The organism is Neisseria sp. HMSC064D07 (genome assembly GCF_001837185.1).
Classification (GTDB): domain Bacteria; phylum Pseudomonadota; class Gammaproteobacteria; order Burkholderiales; family Neisseriaceae; genus Neisseria; species Neisseria flavescens_C.
The window spans coordinates 146758-164587 of sequence record NZ_KV831707.1 but is presented as its reverse complement, the minus strand read 5'-3'; the positions used below and the strand labels follow the sequence as shown (position 1 = coordinate 164587).

At 50.3% G+C, this 17830-nt stretch carries 20 protein-coding genes; 14 read left to right on the top strand and 6 right to left on the bottom strand.

Going from position 1 to position 17830, the window contains the following annotated elements:
* Positions 1-29 precede the first annotated feature (29 nt).
* The 3 genes from HMPREF2608_RS10285 to HMPREF2608_RS10275 form a co-directional block, all read right to left on the bottom strand.
* Positions 30-1328 carry an adenylosuccinate synthase gene (locus HMPREF2608_RS10285; RefSeq protein ID WP_070585699.1) on the bottom strand — a complete coding sequence of 433 codons (1299 nt, stop codon included), beginning with the start codon at positions 1326-1328 and terminating at the stop codon, positions 30-32.
* A gap of 43 nt (positions 1329-1371) precedes the next feature.
* Positions 1372-2529, bottom strand: a complete 1158-nt coding sequence (locus HMPREF2608_RS10280) for an ATP phosphoribosyltransferase regulatory subunit (protein ID WP_070826954.1) — start codon at positions 2527-2529, stop codon at positions 1372-1374.
* A 322-nt stretch (positions 2530-2851) separates the two neighbouring features.
* Positions 2852-3655, bottom strand: coding sequence for an outer membrane protein assembly factor BamD (locus tag HMPREF2608_RS10275; RefSeq protein WP_070826953.1), 804 nt, complete (start codon positions 3653-3655; stop codon positions 2852-2854).
* Between HMPREF2608_RS10275 and rluD the strand changes: the two genes are divergently transcribed.
* The 6 genes from rluD (at position 3654) to HMPREF2608_RS10245 (ending at position 8413) form a co-directional block, all read left to right on the top strand.
* Complete coding sequence (gene rluD, locus HMPREF2608_RS10270) at positions 3654-4778, top strand: 23S rRNA pseudouridine(1911/1915/1917) synthase RluD (RefSeq protein WP_049332554.1); 1125 nt, start codon at positions 3654-3656, stop codon at positions 4776-4778. The genes HMPREF2608_RS10275 and rluD overlap by 2 nt on opposite strands.
* 81 nt (positions 4779-4859) lie before the next feature.
* Positions 4860-5630: a peptidoglycan editing factor PgeF gene (pgeF, locus tag HMPREF2608_RS10265; RefSeq protein WP_070826952.1), complete on the top strand. Its 771-nt coding sequence runs from the start codon at positions 4860-4862 to the stop codon at positions 5628-5630.
* Positions 5631-5750: 120 nt separating this feature from the next.
* The gene (gene lptE, locus HMPREF2608_RS10260; RefSeq protein WP_070826951.1) at positions 5751-6230 is read left to right on the top strand and encodes an LPS-assembly lipoprotein LptE; all 480 of its coding nucleotides are present in this window, start codon (positions 5751-5753) and stop codon (positions 6228-6230) included.
* Positions 6230-7231 carry a DNA polymerase III subunit delta gene (holA, locus tag HMPREF2608_RS10255; RefSeq protein ID WP_070826950.1) on the top strand — a complete coding sequence of 334 codons (1002 nt, stop codon included), beginning with the start codon at positions 6230-6232 and terminating at the stop codon, positions 7229-7231. Before lptE ends, holA begins: the two co-directional genes overlap by 1 nt.
* 146 nt (positions 7232-7377) lie before the next feature.
* The gene (locus tag HMPREF2608_RS10250) at positions 7378-7797 is read left to right on the top strand and encodes a hypothetical protein (RefSeq protein WP_003746427.1); all 420 of its coding nucleotides are present in this window, start codon (positions 7378-7380) and stop codon (positions 7795-7797) included.
* A 91-nt stretch (positions 7798-7888) separates the two neighbouring features.
* On the top strand, positions 7889-8413 hold the full coding sequence (locus tag HMPREF2608_RS10245; protein WP_070826949.1) for an RDD family protein: 525 nt from the start codon (positions 7889-7891) through the stop codon (positions 8411-8413).
* A gap of 94 nt (positions 8414-8507) precedes the next feature.
* Here the strand turns inward: HMPREF2608_RS10245 and HMPREF2608_RS10240 are convergent, their stop codons facing one another.
* The 3 genes from HMPREF2608_RS10240 to HMPREF2608_RS10230 form a co-directional block, all read right to left on the bottom strand.
* On the bottom strand, positions 8508-9743 hold the full coding sequence (locus tag HMPREF2608_RS10240) for a beta-ketoacyl-ACP synthase (protein ID WP_070585691.1): 1236 nt from the start codon (positions 9741-9743) through the stop codon (positions 8508-8510).
* Positions 9737-10465 (bottom strand): 3-oxoacyl-ACP reductase FabG, encoded by a 729-nt coding sequence (fabG, locus tag HMPREF2608_RS10235; protein ID WP_070826948.1) that lies wholly within the window; start codon positions 10463-10465, stop codon positions 9737-9739. The genes HMPREF2608_RS10240 and fabG overlap by 7 nt, the downstream gene beginning before the upstream one ends.
* A 65-nt stretch (positions 10466-10530) precedes the next feature.
* The gene (locus HMPREF2608_RS10230) at positions 10531-11019 is read right to left on the bottom strand and encodes a hotdog family protein (protein WP_049336784.1); all 489 of its coding nucleotides are present in this window, start codon (positions 11017-11019) and stop codon (positions 10531-10533) included.
* Positions 11020-11129: 110 nt separating this feature from the next.
* Here HMPREF2608_RS10230 and HMPREF2608_RS10225 point away from each other — a divergent pair, with 110 nt between their 5' ends.
* The 8 genes from HMPREF2608_RS10225 (at position 11130) to HMPREF2608_RS10190 (ending at position 17758) form a co-directional block, all read left to right on the top strand.
* Positions 11130-11891, top strand: a complete 762-nt coding sequence (locus tag HMPREF2608_RS10225) for a beta-ketoacyl synthase chain length factor (protein ID WP_070826947.1) — start codon at positions 11130-11132, stop codon at positions 11889-11891.
* Positions 11888-12646 (top strand): lysophospholipid acyltransferase family protein, encoded by a 759-nt coding sequence (locus tag HMPREF2608_RS10220; RefSeq protein WP_049344240.1) that lies wholly within the window; start codon positions 11888-11890, stop codon positions 12644-12646. Before HMPREF2608_RS10225 ends, HMPREF2608_RS10220 begins: the two co-directional genes overlap by 4 nt.
* Positions 12643-12903: a phosphopantetheine-binding protein gene (locus HMPREF2608_RS10215; protein WP_070826946.1), complete on the top strand. Its 261-nt coding sequence runs from the start codon at positions 12643-12645 to the stop codon at positions 12901-12903. The genes HMPREF2608_RS10220 and HMPREF2608_RS10215 overlap by 4 nt, the downstream gene beginning before the upstream one ends.
* A 14-nt stretch (positions 12904-12917) precedes the next feature.
* Positions 12918-13166, top strand: coding sequence for an acyl carrier protein (locus HMPREF2608_RS10210; protein ID WP_003680823.1), 249 nt, complete (start codon positions 12918-12920; stop codon positions 13164-13166).
* Between the two features lie 72 nt (positions 13167-13238).
* Entirely contained in the window at positions 13239-13778 is a 540-nt protein-coding gene (locus HMPREF2608_RS10205; protein WP_070826945.1) for a COG4648 family protein, read from the top strand.
* Positions 13779-13937: 159 nt separating this feature from the next.
* Complete coding sequence (locus HMPREF2608_RS10200; RefSeq protein ID WP_070826944.1) at positions 13938-14933, top strand: DUF4917 family protein; 996 nt, start codon at positions 13938-13940, stop codon at positions 14931-14933.
* Entirely contained in the window at positions 14930-16633 is a 1704-nt protein-coding gene (locus HMPREF2608_RS10195) for an ApeI family dehydratase (RefSeq protein WP_070826943.1), read from the top strand. The genes HMPREF2608_RS10200 and HMPREF2608_RS10195 overlap by 4 nt, the downstream gene beginning before the upstream one ends.
* Positions 16634-16669: 36 nt before the next feature.
* The gene (locus tag HMPREF2608_RS10190) at positions 16670-17758 is read left to right on the top strand and encodes a FlxJ family methyltransferase (protein ID WP_003685414.1); all 1089 of its coding nucleotides are present in this window, start codon (positions 16670-16672) and stop codon (positions 17756-17758) included.
* Positions 17759-17830: the final 72 nt, after the last annotated feature.

The following is a 17830-nucleotide window of genomic DNA, read 5'->3' as shown; positions in this document are numbered from 1 at the left end:
TTCAGACGGCCTTTTATTCACTTAATCAATTAAGCAAACGGGTGGTGCAAAACGATGGTTTCTTCACGGTCAGGACCAGTTGAAACAATAGCCACAGGCGCACCGCACACTTCTTCAATCCGTTTCAGATAAGCTTTAGCGTTTTCAGGCAGCTTGTCGTACTCTTTCACACCGAAAGTCGACTCGCTCCAACCCGGCATGGTTTCGTAAATCGGTTTGCAGGTTTCTACCGCATCAGAGCCGCAAGGCAGAATGTCGGTTTTACTGCCATCAGGCAATTCATAGCCTACGCAGATATTGATGTTTTCAATACCGTCCATCACGTCCAGCTTGGTGATGCACATGCCGGAAATGCCGTTAACTTGAATAGAGCGTTTCAGAGCAGCCGCGTCAAACCAACCACAACGACGCGCACGACCGGTTACAGAACCGAACTCATGGCCGCGCTCAGCCAAACCTGCGCCCACTTCGTCAAACAATTCAGTCGGGAATGGGCCGGAACCCACGCGGGTGGTATAGGCTTTAACGATACCCAAAACGTAATCCAGCATTTGCGGACCTACGCCTGCACCGGCAGAAGCGGCACCAGCCAAGCAGTTGGAGGAAGTCACAAACGGATAAGTACCGTAGTCGATGTCCAGCAACGTACCTTGCGCGCCTTCAAACAACAGGCTTTCGCCTTTACGGTTTTTCTCGTTCAAAACACGGGAAACATCGGTAATCATCGGCGTAATGCGCGGTGCAACTTTTTCAATGACCGCCATCACGTCTTCAACTTTTACCGGCTCGGCATTGTGCAGGTGTTGCAACTGAACGTTGTAATAAGCCAAAACAGCTTCCAGTTTTTCAACCAGTTTTTCAGGGTGCAACAAGTCCACCACGCGAATCGCGCGACGGGCAACTTTATCTTCATAGGCTGGGCCGATGCCGCGACCGGTTGTACCAATTTTGCTTTTACCGCGGGAAGCTTCGCGAGCTTGGTCAAGCGCAATATGGTAAGGCAGAATCAATGGGCAGGTTGGCGCAATTTTCAGACGGCCTTCAACGTTTTTCACACCGGCAGCGTTCAATTCGTCGATTTCGCCCAACAATGCTTCAGGAGAAACCACAACACCTGAGCCGATGAAGCAGTCCAAAGTCTCATGCAAAATGCCGCTTGGAATCAGGCGCAAAATGGTTTTTTTGCCACCGACGACCAAAGTATGGCCGGCATTGTGGCCACCTTGGAAACGTACTACACCGCTGGTTTCTTCCGCCAGCCAGTCAACAATCTTACCTTTGCCTTCATCACCCCATTGGGCACCGATTACGACAACATTTTTAGCCATAGCCATCTAACCTTATTTCAGATACAAAATTTCAAAATAAAACTTAATCATTCAAAGCGATTACTTTCCAAACACCGTCTACCTGTTTCAGACGGCCTGTAACCTCTTTCGAACCGTTATAGCCGATACCGTAATCGATAACGACACATTGTCCTTGTTCGCGCAAAGCATCTACCGCTTCTTGAGCCGCAGGCATGTCTTTTACATCGACAGCCACCACGGATTCCCGTCCGATAGCAGGAAGGCGGCCGATGAAGCTGCGCAAATCAAAACTGAATCCGGCTGCAGGACGCGCGCGCCCGAAGTATCCGCCCAATCCGTCATAACGGCCGCCGCGTGCCACGGCATCATGACGGTTTGAACCATAAGCCGCGTAAAGCAAACCGGTATGGTAATTGTCAACGCGCAGTTCCGACAAATCGATATGCACTTTTTGATTTGGGAACGCGTCGCATACTGCCTGCAATTCATCCAAAGCCGCACTGACTGCGGACAATTCCGGTAATTTCTCTCTAGCCAAAGTCAGCACTTCACGACCGCCGTAGAATCTAGGCAACAGTGAAAACGATTTTGCCCACATACCGTCAAGTTTCCACTCTTTGACCAACTGGCTGACAGCCTCGGCATCTTTGTCCTGCATCAATGACAGCAGGATTACCGATTGCTGCTCATCCAAATGCGCGGCATTTGCTAAAGCACGGAATACGCCGATATGGCCTAATGAAAGCAAAACTTCGCCCATATCGGCAATCTTCATGCTTTTCAGCATCAAATCAATCAATTCGATATCCGCTTCAATGCCTTCCAAGCCGTACATTTCCGCACCCGCCTGCAAAGGTTCGCGCATATTGAGCAATCCGTCAGGACGCGCATGAAGCACCGAACCGGCATAGCATAAACGGTTGATGCCTTGGTTGGTGGAAAGCAAGTGGGCATCAATGCGCGCCACCTGCGGCGTAATATCCGCACGGATACCGAGCTGGCGGCCGCTGAGCTGATCGACGACCAAAATGGTTTTCAAAGACAAACCGGCATCGATATGCGTCAATAAGGAATGGCTGTATTCCATCAATGGCGGTTGCACCAATTCATAACCATGCACGCGGAACAAAGCCAATAGCCGCTCACGGGCGCTTTCTAGTTGTCGGGCATTGGTCGGTAACACGTCGGCAACGTGTTCAGGAAGCTGCCAAGACTTCATGAGAATCTACCTCTGTTTTTTGTAAACATAAAGGGCTGCTTAAATTTAAAACCAAATCAGCCTGACGACTGAAATTTTCCTGAATGCATCAATAGCAAATCCGATGCAGCTTCAACAAAACTGATTTTAAATTTAAACAGCCCCTGAGTAACGGCTTCAAACCGTCGAGTTATTAAAATCAGACTTTACCATATTAAAACGAATTTTGCACCCTGTTTACAGAGAGCGTAAAAAAACATTAAAAACAAAGGCCGTCTGAAAACCAAATGCATAGCTGCATCATTTTCAGACGGCCTTAATTCATGCCTGAACAACCCGACGCTTAGCGCCAGTAACGCCACCAAGGCATATCGTCAGATCGCCATTCGTGTTGCAAGAACGGGCTTTGCGGGAAGTTGGTTTCCAAAACACGGCGTGTATCAGCAGCCAGTTGCAGCTTGTCCAGTTTTTTGTACGCCAATTCCATCATCGCCAAAGCTTCTTCGACGTAACGGGTATTTTGGTAACGGCTGACGATTTTTTGCGCACGGTTGGCCGCTGCGACATAAGCACCGCGTTTCATGTAATAACGTGCCACAGATATCTCGTTACCACCCAAAGCGTCCACCAGCTTGGCCATACGCTCGGTTGCATCGGCAGCGTATTTGCTGTTTGGGTAACGTTGAACCAACTCGGCAAACGCCTGATAAGCATCGCGGTTGGCTTTCGGGTCGCGGTCGGACCAGTCTTGGGACGCCAGCTTGTTCAAGAAAGACTGGTCTTCGTTAAATAGGACCAAACCTTTCAAGTACAGCGCGTAGTCCATATTCGGATGTTGCGGATGATGGCGTTGGAAGCGCGCAATGGCAGCCAAAGCTTTTTCCGGCTCATCGTCTTTATAATAGGCATACGCCGTATCCAACTGGGACTGCTGGGCATAGCGGCCGTTTGGAAAACGGGATTCTAAAATTTCGTATAACTTGACAGCTCGCGTATAATTGTTGCTGTTCAATTCGTCTTGCGCTTCGGCATAAAGCTTTTCCACACTCCAATCTTGAGTAATTTGGGCGTCTTTATCGATTGTGCCTTTATTTGCGCAGGCACTCAGTGCCAAACCTAAAGAAACTACTAAAAGAATTTTTTTCATGCAGAATACTTCCTTTGATAACGAAGCCGATTATAGCGATGATTTAGACTTTCCGTCATCCCCTGAAACAGAAAGTTGTGTTAATTTGACCGTTCCGCTCGAAATGGCGGGCGGAAGGCTGGATGCCGTATTGGCCAAACTCATGCCCGACTACTCGCGCAGCCGCCTGAGTTCGTGGATTAAAGAGGGTGCAGTCATTGTAAACGATAAGCCTGCTCAACCCAAAGATAAAATGATAGGCGGTGAATTGATTGCCGTTACGGTACGTCCGAGCGAAGAAAACCTCGCGTTCACGCCCGAACCCATGGATTTGGACATCATTTATGAAGACGATACCGTCATCGTCATCAACAAACCGGCCGGATTGGTCGTCCATCCTGCCGCAGGCAACTGGAGCGGCACCCTACTCAACGGCCTGTTGGCGCACTGTCCCGAATTAAGCCAAGTGCCGCGTGCGGGCATCGTACACCGTTTGGACAAAGAAACCAGCGGCCTGATGGTGGTCGCCAAGACCCTGCCGGCGCAAAACTCACTGGTTCAACAGCTTCAAGAGCGCACAGTCAAACGCATTTACCGTGCCGTTGCCAACGGCATCGTCCCTTTTGACGGCAAAATCGAAACCCAAATCGGCCGCGACCCGCACAACCGCCTGAAAATGGCAGTCGTCAAATTCGGCGGCAAACCTGCCATTACCCATGTCAAAGTGTTGGAACGTTACCTGGCGCACAGCTACATCGAATGCTCGCTCGAAACCGGCCGCACGCATCAAATCCGCGTTCATATGCGCGAAGCCAACCATCCGCTGGCCGCCGACCCTGTTTACGGCAACCTGCGCCATCCATGCAGCGACGCGGTTAAAGAAGCCATCAAAGCCCTCGGCGCGCGCCAAGCCCTACATGCCTACCGCTTGAGCTTTGTACACCCGAAAACCGGCGAAACCGTTTCCTTTGAAGCACCTATACCTGACGATATGTACCACCTGCTCTCCGTCCTGCGTCTGGAAGCCGGTTTGGATTCTTCCCTAAGCAACGAGGAAGAATGGCAAGAGAAATTCGGCATGGACGATGACGATGATTGGAATGAAGACGACTACGATGTCGAAGTCGTTTATGTAAGGGATTAAACCCATTTTTCAGACGGCCTAAAATATTATTTCAGGCCGTCTGCAATCAATCCGTTCCAATATTTCAGCGACTCAAAGATTATGAAAACCATCACAGATACCCTAAACCTCGCCCCGCAAGGCAAGAATTTTTTGACTGCCGACTGGCCTGCTCCTGCCAATGTTAAAACGCTTATTACCACGCGCAACGACGGTGTCAGCGAAGGCGTGTACCGCAGCCTAAATGTCGGTTCGCACGTCGGCGACAATCTGGAAGCCGTGCTCCGCAACCGCGAAATCGTACAGGAACAAGTCGGCCTGCCCGTTGCCTACCTCAATCAAATCCACAGCACCATTGTTGTGAACGCAGCCGAAGCGTTAGGAAATACACCCGACGCCGATGCCTCGGTGGATACAACGGGCACGGTCGCCTGCGCTTCAATGACTGCCGATTGCCTGCCTGTCTTGTTTTGCGACAAAGCAGGGACCGTTGTTGCGGCGGCTCATGCAGGTTGGCGCGGTTTGGCCGGCGGCGTTTTGCAAAATACCATTGCGGCAATGAATGTCGAGCCGTTGGAAATCATGGCCTATCTCGCGCCTGCCATCGGCCCTGATGCGTTTGAGGTGGGACAAGATGTATTTGATGCATTTTGCACACCCATGCCGGAAGCTGTCGATGCGTTTGAAGACATCGGCGGCGGCAAATACCTTGCCGACATTTACGCTTTGGCGCGCATGGTTCTGCACCGCGAAGGCGTGAACATGATTTATGGCGGCACCCATTGCACCGTTTTGGAACGCGATACTTTCTTCTCCTACCGCCGCGACGGGCAAACCGGCCGCATGGTCAGCCTGATTTGGTTGGAAAAATAAGATTTGCGCCATCAAAGACAAGGCCGTCTGAAATACTTTCCGTTTGCGATTTCAGACGGCCTAAACATTATTCGTTATAATCCGACGATACCGTAACCGGTTTCAACGAAGGAATATCCAATGAAAAAAATCCTATTGCCTGCACTCGCCCTATTGCTTGCCTCTTGCGGTTTCCACCTGAAAGGCACAGGTGTGACTTCTCAGCCGCTGCCTTATCAAAACTGGCATGTAGAAGGCGGAGCCGTCATGCAAAAAGCGCTGGAAAATGCCTTACGCCGTGCCGACGGTCATCCGGTTAGTGAAGCCGAATCACAAATCACCCTGCGCGTTGTCGACTTTCAAAAACGCCGCGACATCTACACCATCACCCGCGCCGCCGCGATCAACGAATACCTGCTGGCCATGACCGTTAAAGCCCAAGCCTTCCGCAACGGCGAGCCGGTTGGCGAACCGATAGAAGTTAAGGTTCACCGCACCATGGACTACGCCGACAGCGAAGTTTTGGGCAAACAGGAAGAGGAAGAAACCATTTGGTCTGAAATGCGCATTGATGCTGCAGATCAAATCGTCCGCCGCCTGACTTTCCTGAAGGCGCGATAATGGCTGCCGCGCCCATTGAGAGCCTGCGCCCCGATACGCCGCTCCAACCGTTATATATTATTCACGGCGAAGAGGATTTGTTGCGCATCGAGGCATTGGATACCCTGCGCGCAGCCGCAAAAAAACAAGGCTATCTCAACCGCGAAGTCTATACCGCTGAAAACAATTTTGACTGGAACGAGCTGTTGCAAAGTGCCGGCAGCGCAGGTTTGTTTGCCGATTTGAAACTGCTGGAAATCCACATTCCCAACGGCAAACCCGGCAAAAATGGAGGCGATACCCTGCAAACCTTCGCCGAACGCCTGCCCGAAGATACGGTTACGCTTATCCTCCTACCAAAGCTTGAAAAAGCGCAAATCCAGTCCAAATGGTTTTCCGCATTAGCAGGCAAAGGCATCGTCCTAGAAGCCAAAGCCGTTGCGCCACATGCTTTGCCGCAATGGATACAGGGCCGTCTGAAACAGCAGGGTTTGGATATCGAGCCTGAAGCACTCGCCCTTTTTGCCGAGCGCGTCGAAGGCAATCTCTTGGCTGCCCGTCAGGAAATAGAAAAACTCGCCCTGCTCCATCCCCAAGGCCATTTGATCAATATTGCCGACGCAGAGGCCGCGGTTGCCACCGTCGCCCGCTTCGATGTATTCCAACTGGCAGGCGCATGGATGAAAGGCGATACCCTGCGCGTTTCCCGTTTGCTGGACGGTTTGGAAGAAGAAGGCGAAGAGCCGGTTTTGCTGTTGTGGGCGGTTGCCGAAGACATCCGCACCCTAATCCGCCTCACTGCCGCACTCAAGCAAGGCCAAAACATCCAAAGCCTGCGCAACAGCCTGCGCTTATGGGGCGACAAGCAGACCCTTGCACCAATGGCGGCCAAACGCATTTCCATCAACCACCTGCTCGACGCGCTCAAAACCTGCGCCAAAATCGACCGCATCATCAAAGGCGCGGAAGAAGGCGATGCATGGACTGAGTTCAAACAACTCGTTACTTCGCTGGCCGCTTGAAACCGTTGCCACGCGTCAAGAAACTTGCACGCAATACGCCCCAAAAACAGAAAATACTGTAAAATAGCGTAAACTTAAATTCAGGCCGTCTGAACCTCGCATTTCAGAAGGCCTCTTCCAGCAAAAAACAAGGAAACACCAACCATATGGATAATAAAACCAAACTTCGTATCGGCGGTCTGGCTCTGCTGACCACTGCCGTATTAAGCCTCATCATCGTTCTGATCGTCGATTCATGGCCGCTGGCCATTCTGTTGGCCGTCATCATCGTGGCCGCTGCCGCAGGCGGTTTCGTTTGGACTTCACGCCGTCAGCAACGCCAATTCCTCGAGCGCCTGAAAAAATTCGACATCGATCCGGAAAAAGGCCGTATCAACGAAGCCAACCTGCGCCGCATGTACCACAGCGGCGGTCAACATCAAAAAGACGCGATTACCCTGGTTTGCCTGTCACAAAAATGTTCCGTTGACGAAGCGCACGCCATTTTCAAAAAACGTCCGACCCGTCAGGAAATGAACCAAATGGCTGCCCAACAGGCACGCGGTCAAAAACGTCCACATCGCTAAACCCGACAGTAACAGGCCGTCTGAACATCCTATCCCGTTTCAGACGGCCTGTTTTTATTTCCATCAAACCCATTTCCGTTTCCATCGCATTATGACCCGTCTTCCCACCGCCCCACTCAAACGCCGCCTCGCCGCACTGGTTTACGAACTTCTGCTGACCGGCGCCGTGACCAGCCTTGCCGCCCTTGCAGCCGGTATTGTCGCCATCTTTCTCAATCCCATTTCCACGCGCCTGTCCATGCTGGCAACCTGTCTGATTCTGTTCTACGCATGGTGGCTCTACTTCCGCGCCAACTGGCACAAAAAAGGCCAAACCCTCGCCATGCAGACATGGAAAATCGGCTTGGCCGATAAAAACGATACCCAACCGCCCCTACCACAACTGCGCCTGCGCTTTATTTGGGCCAGTATTTTTATTGTCTTCATTCCCTTGTTTGCCTACGCCGGATTACGCCATCTGCTCAATATCCCTCCTAAAGGCGCATTCGGCGCCGCGCTCATTTGGCTCATCCTGCCATGGGGCTTTGCCCTGTTCCATCCCGACCGCCAGTTCCTCTACGACTTCTTGGCCGGAACAAGGCTGGTGGATTTAAATCAGAAGAAAACAAACGAATAAAATCCCAAAGCGGCTCAAGCTCTAAATAAAATAAAGGCCGTCTGAAACTCAAAATAAGTTTCAGACGGCCTTTAATCATGAAATCAAGCGATGATTATTCTTGCCAACGTTTGAACACCAGCGATGTATTGACGCCGCCAAAAGCAAAGTTATTGCTGACCACATAATCGGTTTGAATCTCACGTCCTCCTGTTTGGATGTAATCCACCTTGCCGCAACGCGGATCGATGTTTTCCAAATTGACAGTTGGCGCAAACCAGCCGTTGTTCATCATTTCGATGGTAAACCAGGCTTCCAATGCGCCGCACGCCCCGAGTGTATGGCCGAGGTAGCTTTTTTGCGAACTCATCGGTACAAAACCAAACACTGCCTCAGTCGCTAATGTTTCGGCAATATCGCCTTTTTCGGTCGCCGTACCGTGGCCGCTGACATAGCCGACCTTATCAGGCGTAATACCGGCGTCTTTCAGCGCAAGCTCCATACATTTTTGCATGGTTTCTTTTTGCGGTTGGGTAACGTGGCTGCCGTCGCTGTTGGCACCATAGCCGACAAGCTCTGCATAGATTTTCGCACCGCGCGCACGGGCGTGTTCCAATTCTTCCAATACGAAAATGCCTGCGCCTTCGCCGATGACCAAGCCGTCTCGAGCGTTGTCGTAAGGGCGCGGAGTCAGCTCAGGTTCGCCGTTGCGGCGGCTGGCGGCATAAAGTGAATCGAAAACATACACTTCAGACGGACAAAACTCTTCGCCGCCGCCAGCCAGCATCATATCAATCAGGCCGTATTTAATCGCTTCGTAAGCATAACCAATGCCTTGGCTGCCGGAAGAACACGCGCTCGAAGTCGGGATAATGCGGCCTTTCAAACCGAAGAAAATGCCGATATTGGCGGCAGTCGTATGCGGCATCATGCGCACATAAGTATTGGCGTTGAAATTGCGCGATGTGCCTGTTATCAAAAGTTCGCCCATATCGCCGATGTCTTTGGTGCTGCCGACAGACGAACCGCACGCCACGCCCATACGGCCGTCGGTAATGCTTTCATCACCCAGCAAACCCGCATCCGTCAAGGCTTGTTCCGCCGCATCGACACACAAATGCGACACGCGCCCCATGCTTCTGAGCTGCTTGCGTGTCCAGTGCTCTGGAGGGGAATAGCCTTCAATCGGCGCGCCCAGTTGCGCTTCCAATTCAGGAAAGCGTCCACTCCAGTCCATGTATTTGACCGCGTTTTTTTCGGCTTTAAAGGCCGTCTGAATACTTTGCCAATCACGGCCGAAGGCGGTAATACCGCCGATACCTGTTACTACGACTCTTCTGGTATTCAACACAAACCTCCGTTCACAGCAATCACTTGGCGCGTAATGTACGCCGCTTTCTCATCCATCAAAAAGCGCACCGCATGCGCTACTTCCTCGGGCAATCCCATGCGCGCGGCAGGGACGGCCTTTAAGATTTCTTCGACAGGCACGTTCTCATCGATAATATCGGTATCGATAAGGCCCGGTGCCACGCAGTTGACGGTAATTTTGCGTTTTGCCAACTCAACCGCCAAGGCTTTTGCCGCGCCGATTAAGCCCGCTTTGGACGCGCTGTAATTGACCTGACCGCGGTTGCCCGTCAAACCGGATACTGACGCCATGCACACAATCCGTCCGGCTTTGCGGCGGCGAATCATCGGCATGGTCAAAGGGTGCAACACATTATAAAAACCGTCCAAATTGGTACGCAGCACCAAGTCCCAATCATCATCAGTAAACGCAGGAAACGCATTGTCGCGCGTCAGGCCGGCATTCAGCACCACGCCGTAATATGTACCGTTTGCCTCAATGTCGGCAGTCAGAATTTCACGACAAGCCTCGCGGTCGGACACGTCAAACTGCAACACGCGCGCATTTCTACCCAATGTACGGATTTCTTCCGCTACGGCTTCGGCTTCATCGCGGCGGCTGCGGCAGTGGACGACAATATCAAAGCCGTCCTCAGCCAAACCGAGTGCGACGGCTTTGCCGATACCGCGATTAGACCCTGTAATTAAAATAGTTTCACTCATACGTTTTCTCACTATATCGACAGGCCGTCTGAATCTTTGTCTTTTCAGACGGCCTTGTAAACGGTTTAAATGACTTGACCGTCTTTCGGACTGTACACATTTAAAGAAGCTTTTGCCAGCAAACCGTCCGGCGGCAACAGATGCTTCACATCTTCCGGTGCATCCGTCCAGCGCAACTCGCAATCAAATACGCCCATGCCGCCCAAATCCTGAATGGACACATGCGCCCTGACTTCCAGCTCAGTACCGACAGGCACGGAATCGGCAAACAAATCCAGCTTGCGCGTTCCCAATAAAAAACCCAAACGGACAGGCTCTCCGGCCTTTAAAGCCTCAATGCCTGCAAACGCGCCTATGCCCTGCGCCATCAATTCCATATAAGCCATAGACGGCAACACGCCGTCCTGCAGCAAAATATGCTTGTCGCCAACCGGCGCACGGCAAACCGTATAGTCATCGCCAAATTCTTTCACACAGTCGATAAGCACCATATGTCCGCTGTGCGGAAGCAGCGAAGCGACATCATAAATCGGGGCACTCGGTATTGAAGGCATAAAATGTCATCCGGGAATAAATTACGTTACAATATGCATTATAACAGAGCCTAGCTTTTACTAACCCATTTCATTACAATGTATGAAAATGTAAAACATTGAAAGACATCATGCCTCAAAACGTTTGCCGTTTCAGCTTCAATATCGCCGCATGGCAGGCCTCCTCCAGCAAAATCAGTACGCCGGAGCAATGGCAGGACTGGGTGCAGGGAAAACTCGATACCGCCTCCCTGCCGGAGTGCAAACCCGCGCTCTCCTTTTTGCCGCCTATGCAACGCCGCCGCTTGGGAAAAGCGGCACGCTTGGTTTGTGATGCCGCATGGAATCTGGCCGACCAATATCCCGAAAGCGTACCGGTTTACGTTTCGCACGACGGCGAAAGCAACCGCAGCTTTGAATTATGGCAAGAGCTTTTGAACACGCATACCGTCTCGCCGACCTCATTCGGCCTGTCCGTCCACAACGCAACGATTGGGCAATGGTCGATGTTGCGTAAAGACATGAGCGAGCATACCGCGTTGGCCGTTGCCGCCGATTCCTTTGAAACCGCGCTGACCGAGGCATTTGCGCTTTTACAAGACGGCGCGCCATCTGTTTTAGTAATTGTCGCCGATGATCCGTTGTCTGAAGACTATCCCGTCTTGGCTACCCGTGCGCCGTTTGCCTATGCATTGGCACTGGTCATTACCAAAGGCGAAGACTATACCTTAAGCTTGGAAACCACATCTGAAAGGCCGTCTGAAAACCCTAACGATACAACAGTCGAGCCCTATTGGAGCAGCTTGGAGTGGGTACGCTTCCTGCTTTCAGACGGCAAACAACACACGCAACACTATGCCGGTAGAAACTGGCACTGGCAGAAAAACGCATGAAGACTTTAGACTATTTCCGTCGCTTTTTTGCCACACTCTTCGGCTTTATCCTTTTCGGCGTTGCAGGCGTATTGTTCAAAATCGCACTTTTGCCCTATACGCTCAAATCGACCAAAGGCGACATCAAACGTCAACTTGAAGCAAGACGCATGATAGGCAAAGTTTGGCGTTTCTTCGTCGGCTACCTGCAATGGTCGGGCGTATTGAGCGTCCGCTTCAACGGCTTGGAAAAACTCGGCAGACCCGGCCAGCTCATTCTTGCCAACCATCCCTCGCTTTTGGATGTCGTCTTGCTGATCAGCCATTATTCGGAGCCGAACGTACTGGTTAAAAAAGACCTGTTGCACAACCCCAGCATGAAAAGCCAGATTATCGCCTCCGGCTACATCCCCAACGATGAAAGCATGGAAATGCTGGAAGAAATCGACGCCGTGTTCAAAAGTGGGCAAAGTCTGCTGATTTTCCCCGAGGGCACGCGCACAGGTTGGGACGGACAGGTTAAAATGCACCGCGGCGCCGTATCGCTCGGTTTGCGCAGCGCATCAGTCATCACGCCCGTGTGCATCAAGATGACGCCGCCCAATTTTAAAAAAGGGCAACCGTGGTACAAAATCCCGCCACAAAAAATTCATTATGAAATTACCGTCGGCGACGACATCCTGCCGGAAGAATGGCTGGCAGAAAAACCCCTGCCCATCGCCGCAAGGCGTTTAAACGAATACCTTCAAGACTATTTCACAAGGAAAACCACATGAATAACTTAGAAAACCAAATCAAACAATTAATCATCGACAGCTTAGGTCTGGAAGACATTACCGTTGCCGACATCGGCAGCGAAGATCCGCTTTTCGGCGACGACGGCCTGGGTCTGGATTCGGTTGATGCATTGGAACTTGGTTTGGCCGTACAAAAAACCTTCGGCTTCCAGCTCGACGGTGAAAACGACAACCTGCGCGAAAACTTCGCCAACGTCAAAACTCTGGCCGAGTTCGTCAAGAGCCGCCAAGCATAAGGGAGAGAGAGAAGATGACCGAACAAGAAGTACGCACCCTGCTGACCGATGCACTGGTTAACCTGTTTGAAATCGAACCGGAACGCATTAAACCCGAAACCAACCTCTACGAAGATTTGGAAATCGACAGCATCGACGCTATCGACCTTATCGACCACATCAAACGCGAAACCGGCCGCAAACTGCAAGCCGAAGACTTCCGCAACGTGCGCACCGTAGAAGACGTGGTTCAAGCGGTTTTGAAAGTACAACAAGATTCCTGATTCCTCTTTGAATCAGCATATTTTCAGACGGCCTTGTCAATCGGCAAGGCCGTCTGAAAATCAATCGCAACCATGAAAATACTAGGAAAACTCCTACTGACCCTTGCCAGCCTTGCCTATCCGCTCCTATGGTATTACGGCAGGGAAAACGGCGCATTTTTCTGGCTTGCCGCGGCCATGTGTGTGTTATGGCTGATACGCGCCGCCATGCCGCAAACCACAGCCCAACGCATTACGGCGATTATCCTTGCTGCTTTTTTTGCGGCGGTACTGGTTTTCAGACGGCCTGACTCGATGTATTGGTATCCCGTTGCCGTCAACGCGCTGATGCTTGCCGTTTTCGGCGACAGCCTGTTTGCCAAACAAACCGTCATCGAACGCCTCGCCCGATTGCAACATCCCAACCTTCCCCCCGAAGGCGTGCGCCACACTCGGCGCGTTACGCAAATCTGGTGCGCGTTCTTTATCTTCAACGGCGCAACCGCCGCCATTTTGGCAGGCTTGCAATATTACGATTGGTGGGCGGCTTATACGGGCATCGTGTCGTATGTGTTGATGGGGCTTTTGTTTGCCGGAGAGTGGGTGTATCGGAAAATTGTATTGAAAGTGTAGGTCGTCTGAAAAAATGGTGTCCATACTGACAAAATAATGATATGCATTCACATGCCAACTCCATTCACTTACAAATGGAGAAGTGATCATGATAGGTTTTAAATAAAAGTCTAATAACTAGACTTATTTTCTTATAATTAATTAAAGAAAGGTAATCATATGTGTCAAATAGAAGATTGGGATGATATTCGTGCACAGTATAATCGATCAACCTTAATTCTAGGGAATGGGGCAAGTATTGCAGTTAACCGACAATTTAATTATCAGTCTTTACTACAGCATGCTTTTAACAATAATTTATTAAATAATGAACGTATAAATAGATTATTTAATTTTTTTGAAACCTATGATTTTGAATTAATTCTACGTAGAATTTGGCAAGCCCACAATGTAAATCAAATTTTGCGAATAAATAATACCGATCTCAGTCAAGTATATGAAGAAATAAGAAATGGCTTAATAGCAACCGTAAGAAGCATACATCCAAGTTATCAGGAAGTAGAACCTTTCTTAAACAACATTTATAACTTTATCAAGCAATTTGATACCATTATTTCCCTAAATTACGATTTAATTGTATATTGGGCATTAATGCATGGTTTAAACATTAATGATGGATTCTCCTTAAAAGATTGTTTTATAAATAGAAATTTTGATGAAAATTGGAAAAGATTTAGAGAGCCTATCAATAGAAATAGATTTACTTCACTTGTATTTTATCTTCATGGCAATTTAGCGTTAGGAAAGAAATTCTATGGCTCTGAATATAAAATAGAAAACAATGGAATTGGTTTGCTCGATTTAATACTTGACGGCTGGAATCGTGGGGAAACTGTTCCATTATTCATCAGTGAAGGAACAGCAAATCAAAAAATAAATTCTATTCATAATAGCTTTTATTTTTCGACTATTTACAGAGAAGTATTACCAGAACCCAAAGATAGTTTAGTGATCTATGGATGGGGCATAGGTTCACAAGACCTACATTTATTGGAAAAATTAAGAAATTGCGGAATAAGAAATATTGCTGTTTCTGTTTATAATAATAACCAAGATTATTGTCAGTATATTAATACTACTCTTCAGAGACACTTTGGAAATATCAACATTCAATTTTTTGATAGTGATAGCAGCAACTGCTGGATTCATCCATGAACCTAACCCAAATCCTATCCCCCGACCTACCCCAACACGACCTTATCGCCACGCATCCGAATTGGACGCGTGCTGATTTCAACCGTGCGGTTTTTCATCTGTCAGGCCGTCTGAAACAGGCAGGCGTGCAAACTGCCGCGTTGTGGTTTGACGATGCCGCGCTGTTTGCCTGTGCCGTGTTGGCAGTGTGGCATTCTGGTGGAAAGGTTTTATTGCTGCCCAATTTGGCGCAAGACAATTTGGAGTGGGGGAAAACGGCAGAGGCGTTTTTAACAGATTCAACAGATAAAAAGCTATCTTCAGACGGCCTGAACATATGGCACTTGCCTGATGTATTGACTCAAACAGAATCGGAAGGACTGAACACCTATCCTGAAAACCATCTGATTCCCGACCATGCCGAAGCATGGCTGAAAACATCAGGTTCCAGCGGCGAAGCGCAGATTATTGTGAAAACCGCCGCGCAAATGCAGGCAGAAGCCCTGACTTTGGCAAATACGCTGCCATTTGGACAACACGGTGAAACCGTGATCGGCAGCGTGATTCCGCAGCATCTTTACGGCTTCACATTCCGCTTCGCACTCGCGCTGACAATGGTTTGGACTATGGAGCGACAGCAGGCGGTTTATCCGGAAAACCTACTTTCCAGCACAGCCGCACACGATAAAGTGGTTTGGATTGCCAGTCCGGCCGTACTCAACCGCTTGGGTGAAAACCGCAACTGGCAGAGTATCGGCCATAAAATTGCAGGCATTGTCTCGGCCGGCGGCGCATTGCCCGCAACCACGGCGGATTTGCTGCAACAGGCTGCCGTGCGCCCGTTTGAAGTCTATGGCAGTACCGAAACCGGCGTGATTGCCTCTCGTTGCGAACGCCAAGAATGGCAGCCTTTTAAGGGTGTGGAAATCGGGCAAAACGAAGAAGGCGCACTTTGGGCTTCTTCGCCTTGGTCGCCCGAGCGCCGCCAAACCGCCGATTTGATCGAGCCGCAAGATGACGGTTTTCTGTTACTCGGTCGCCAAGACCGTATTATTAAATTTGAGGACAAACGCGTGTCGCTGACCCAAATCGAACACGAACTTTTACAACACCCTTGGATTGCCGATGCCCATTGCGGCCGCCATCCCCAACATCAACGCATTGCCATATGGGCAGCATTGAACGCAGACGGTATCTCTGCCTTGCGCGAGAAAGGCCGCGCTGCGGTCGCAGATACGCTCAAACGCCATCTGGCCGCCACGCAGGACACCATCGCCCTGCCGCGTTACTGGCGTTTTACCGACAACCTGCCGCGCAATGCCCAAGCCAAAATAGCCGCGTCGGATTTTCAGACGGCCTTTACCGTTGCCCAAACTTCTCCCGTTTGGTCGAAAACATCATCTGACGATGAAACCAATACCGAAACTTTTATCGGCCGCGTGCCCTTGGATTTGGTTTATTTCGGCGGCCATTTTGCCACCTTCCCGCTGGTTCCCGGCGTGGTCGAGTTGCAGTGGGTACGCAACCTGTTTGCGCCCAAGCCATGGGGCAAACAGCGTGTCATCCGCATCGAAAATCTAAAATATCAGCAGTTTATCCGTCCTCATGATGAAGTGTCGGTAGAACTGAAATACGATGAAGGCAAAAACAAACTGAGCTTTAAAATTAACAACGGAGAGCATCCTTGTGCATCAGGACGGATTGTGTTTGAGGCCGTCTGAATATACCTATTAACTTTTTAGTGGAAAACCAACAATATGCAACTCTTCCCTGCCCTAGAACAACGCTATTCCCACGAACACCAGTCCGCAGGCGAGGCTCAACGTCTGGCTCAAGAAATCGCTTTTGCACCGATTGTGTTCCAAGTTTCCCGCCTGATGGTGAAATTTGGCATTCTGGACTTGCTGAACGACCATCCAGACGGCCTCACTCAAGCCGAAATTGCTGAAAAAGCGAAAATCAGCAACTACGCGGCACAAGTCCTGCTGGAAGCTTCGCTGTCTATCGGCACTGTCTTGACTCGCGACAACCGCTATTTCATCAGTAAGGCCGGTTGGTTTGTCCTCAAAGACAAAATGGCCCGCGTCAACATGGATTTCACACAGGAAATCTGCTACCAAGGCATGTTTGATTTAGAAAAAACCCTGCAAACCGGCAAGCCTGAAGGCCTGAAAGTATTCGGCGACTGGCCAACCATTTACGAAGGCTTGTCTTCATTGCCAAGCATCGCGCAAGAAAAATGGTTTGCATTCGACCATTATTATTCCGACAACTCCTTCGCCGAAGCACTCAACACCGTGTTCGCCAAACCGGTTAAAAAACTGCTCGATGTCGGCGGCAATACCGGCCGCTGGGCGGAACAATGCGTCAACCACAATGCCGAAGTCGAAGTAACCATCATGGATCTGCCGCAACAAATCGGCTTGATGCGCGAAGCAACCAAAGGTAAAAACGGCGCAGACCGTATCCACGCCCATCCGGCCAATCTGCTTGATCCTGAGATTCCGTTCCCGACCGGTTTTGACGCGATCTGGATGAGCCAATTCCTAGACTGCTTCACCGAAGAACAAGCCACCAGCATTCTTCAACGCGCCGCTGCATCTATGAGCGAAAACACCAGCCTCTACATCATGGAGCCTTTCTGGGACAGACAACGCTACGAAACCGCTGCCTACTGCCTGACCATGACCAGCCTGTATTTCACTGCCATGGCCAACGGCAACAGCAAAATCTTCCATTCTGAAGACCTGATCCGTTGCGTTGAAAAAGCCGGGTTGAAAGTAGCGGAAATTTCAGACGGCATCGGCCGCGGCCACAGCATCTTGCGCTGCGTTAAGGCCGTCTGAACATCATCTTTTAAACCCTAAAAAGAGACCGACCCCAACAGCCATTTCGGCTATCGGGGTCGGTTTGTTTTT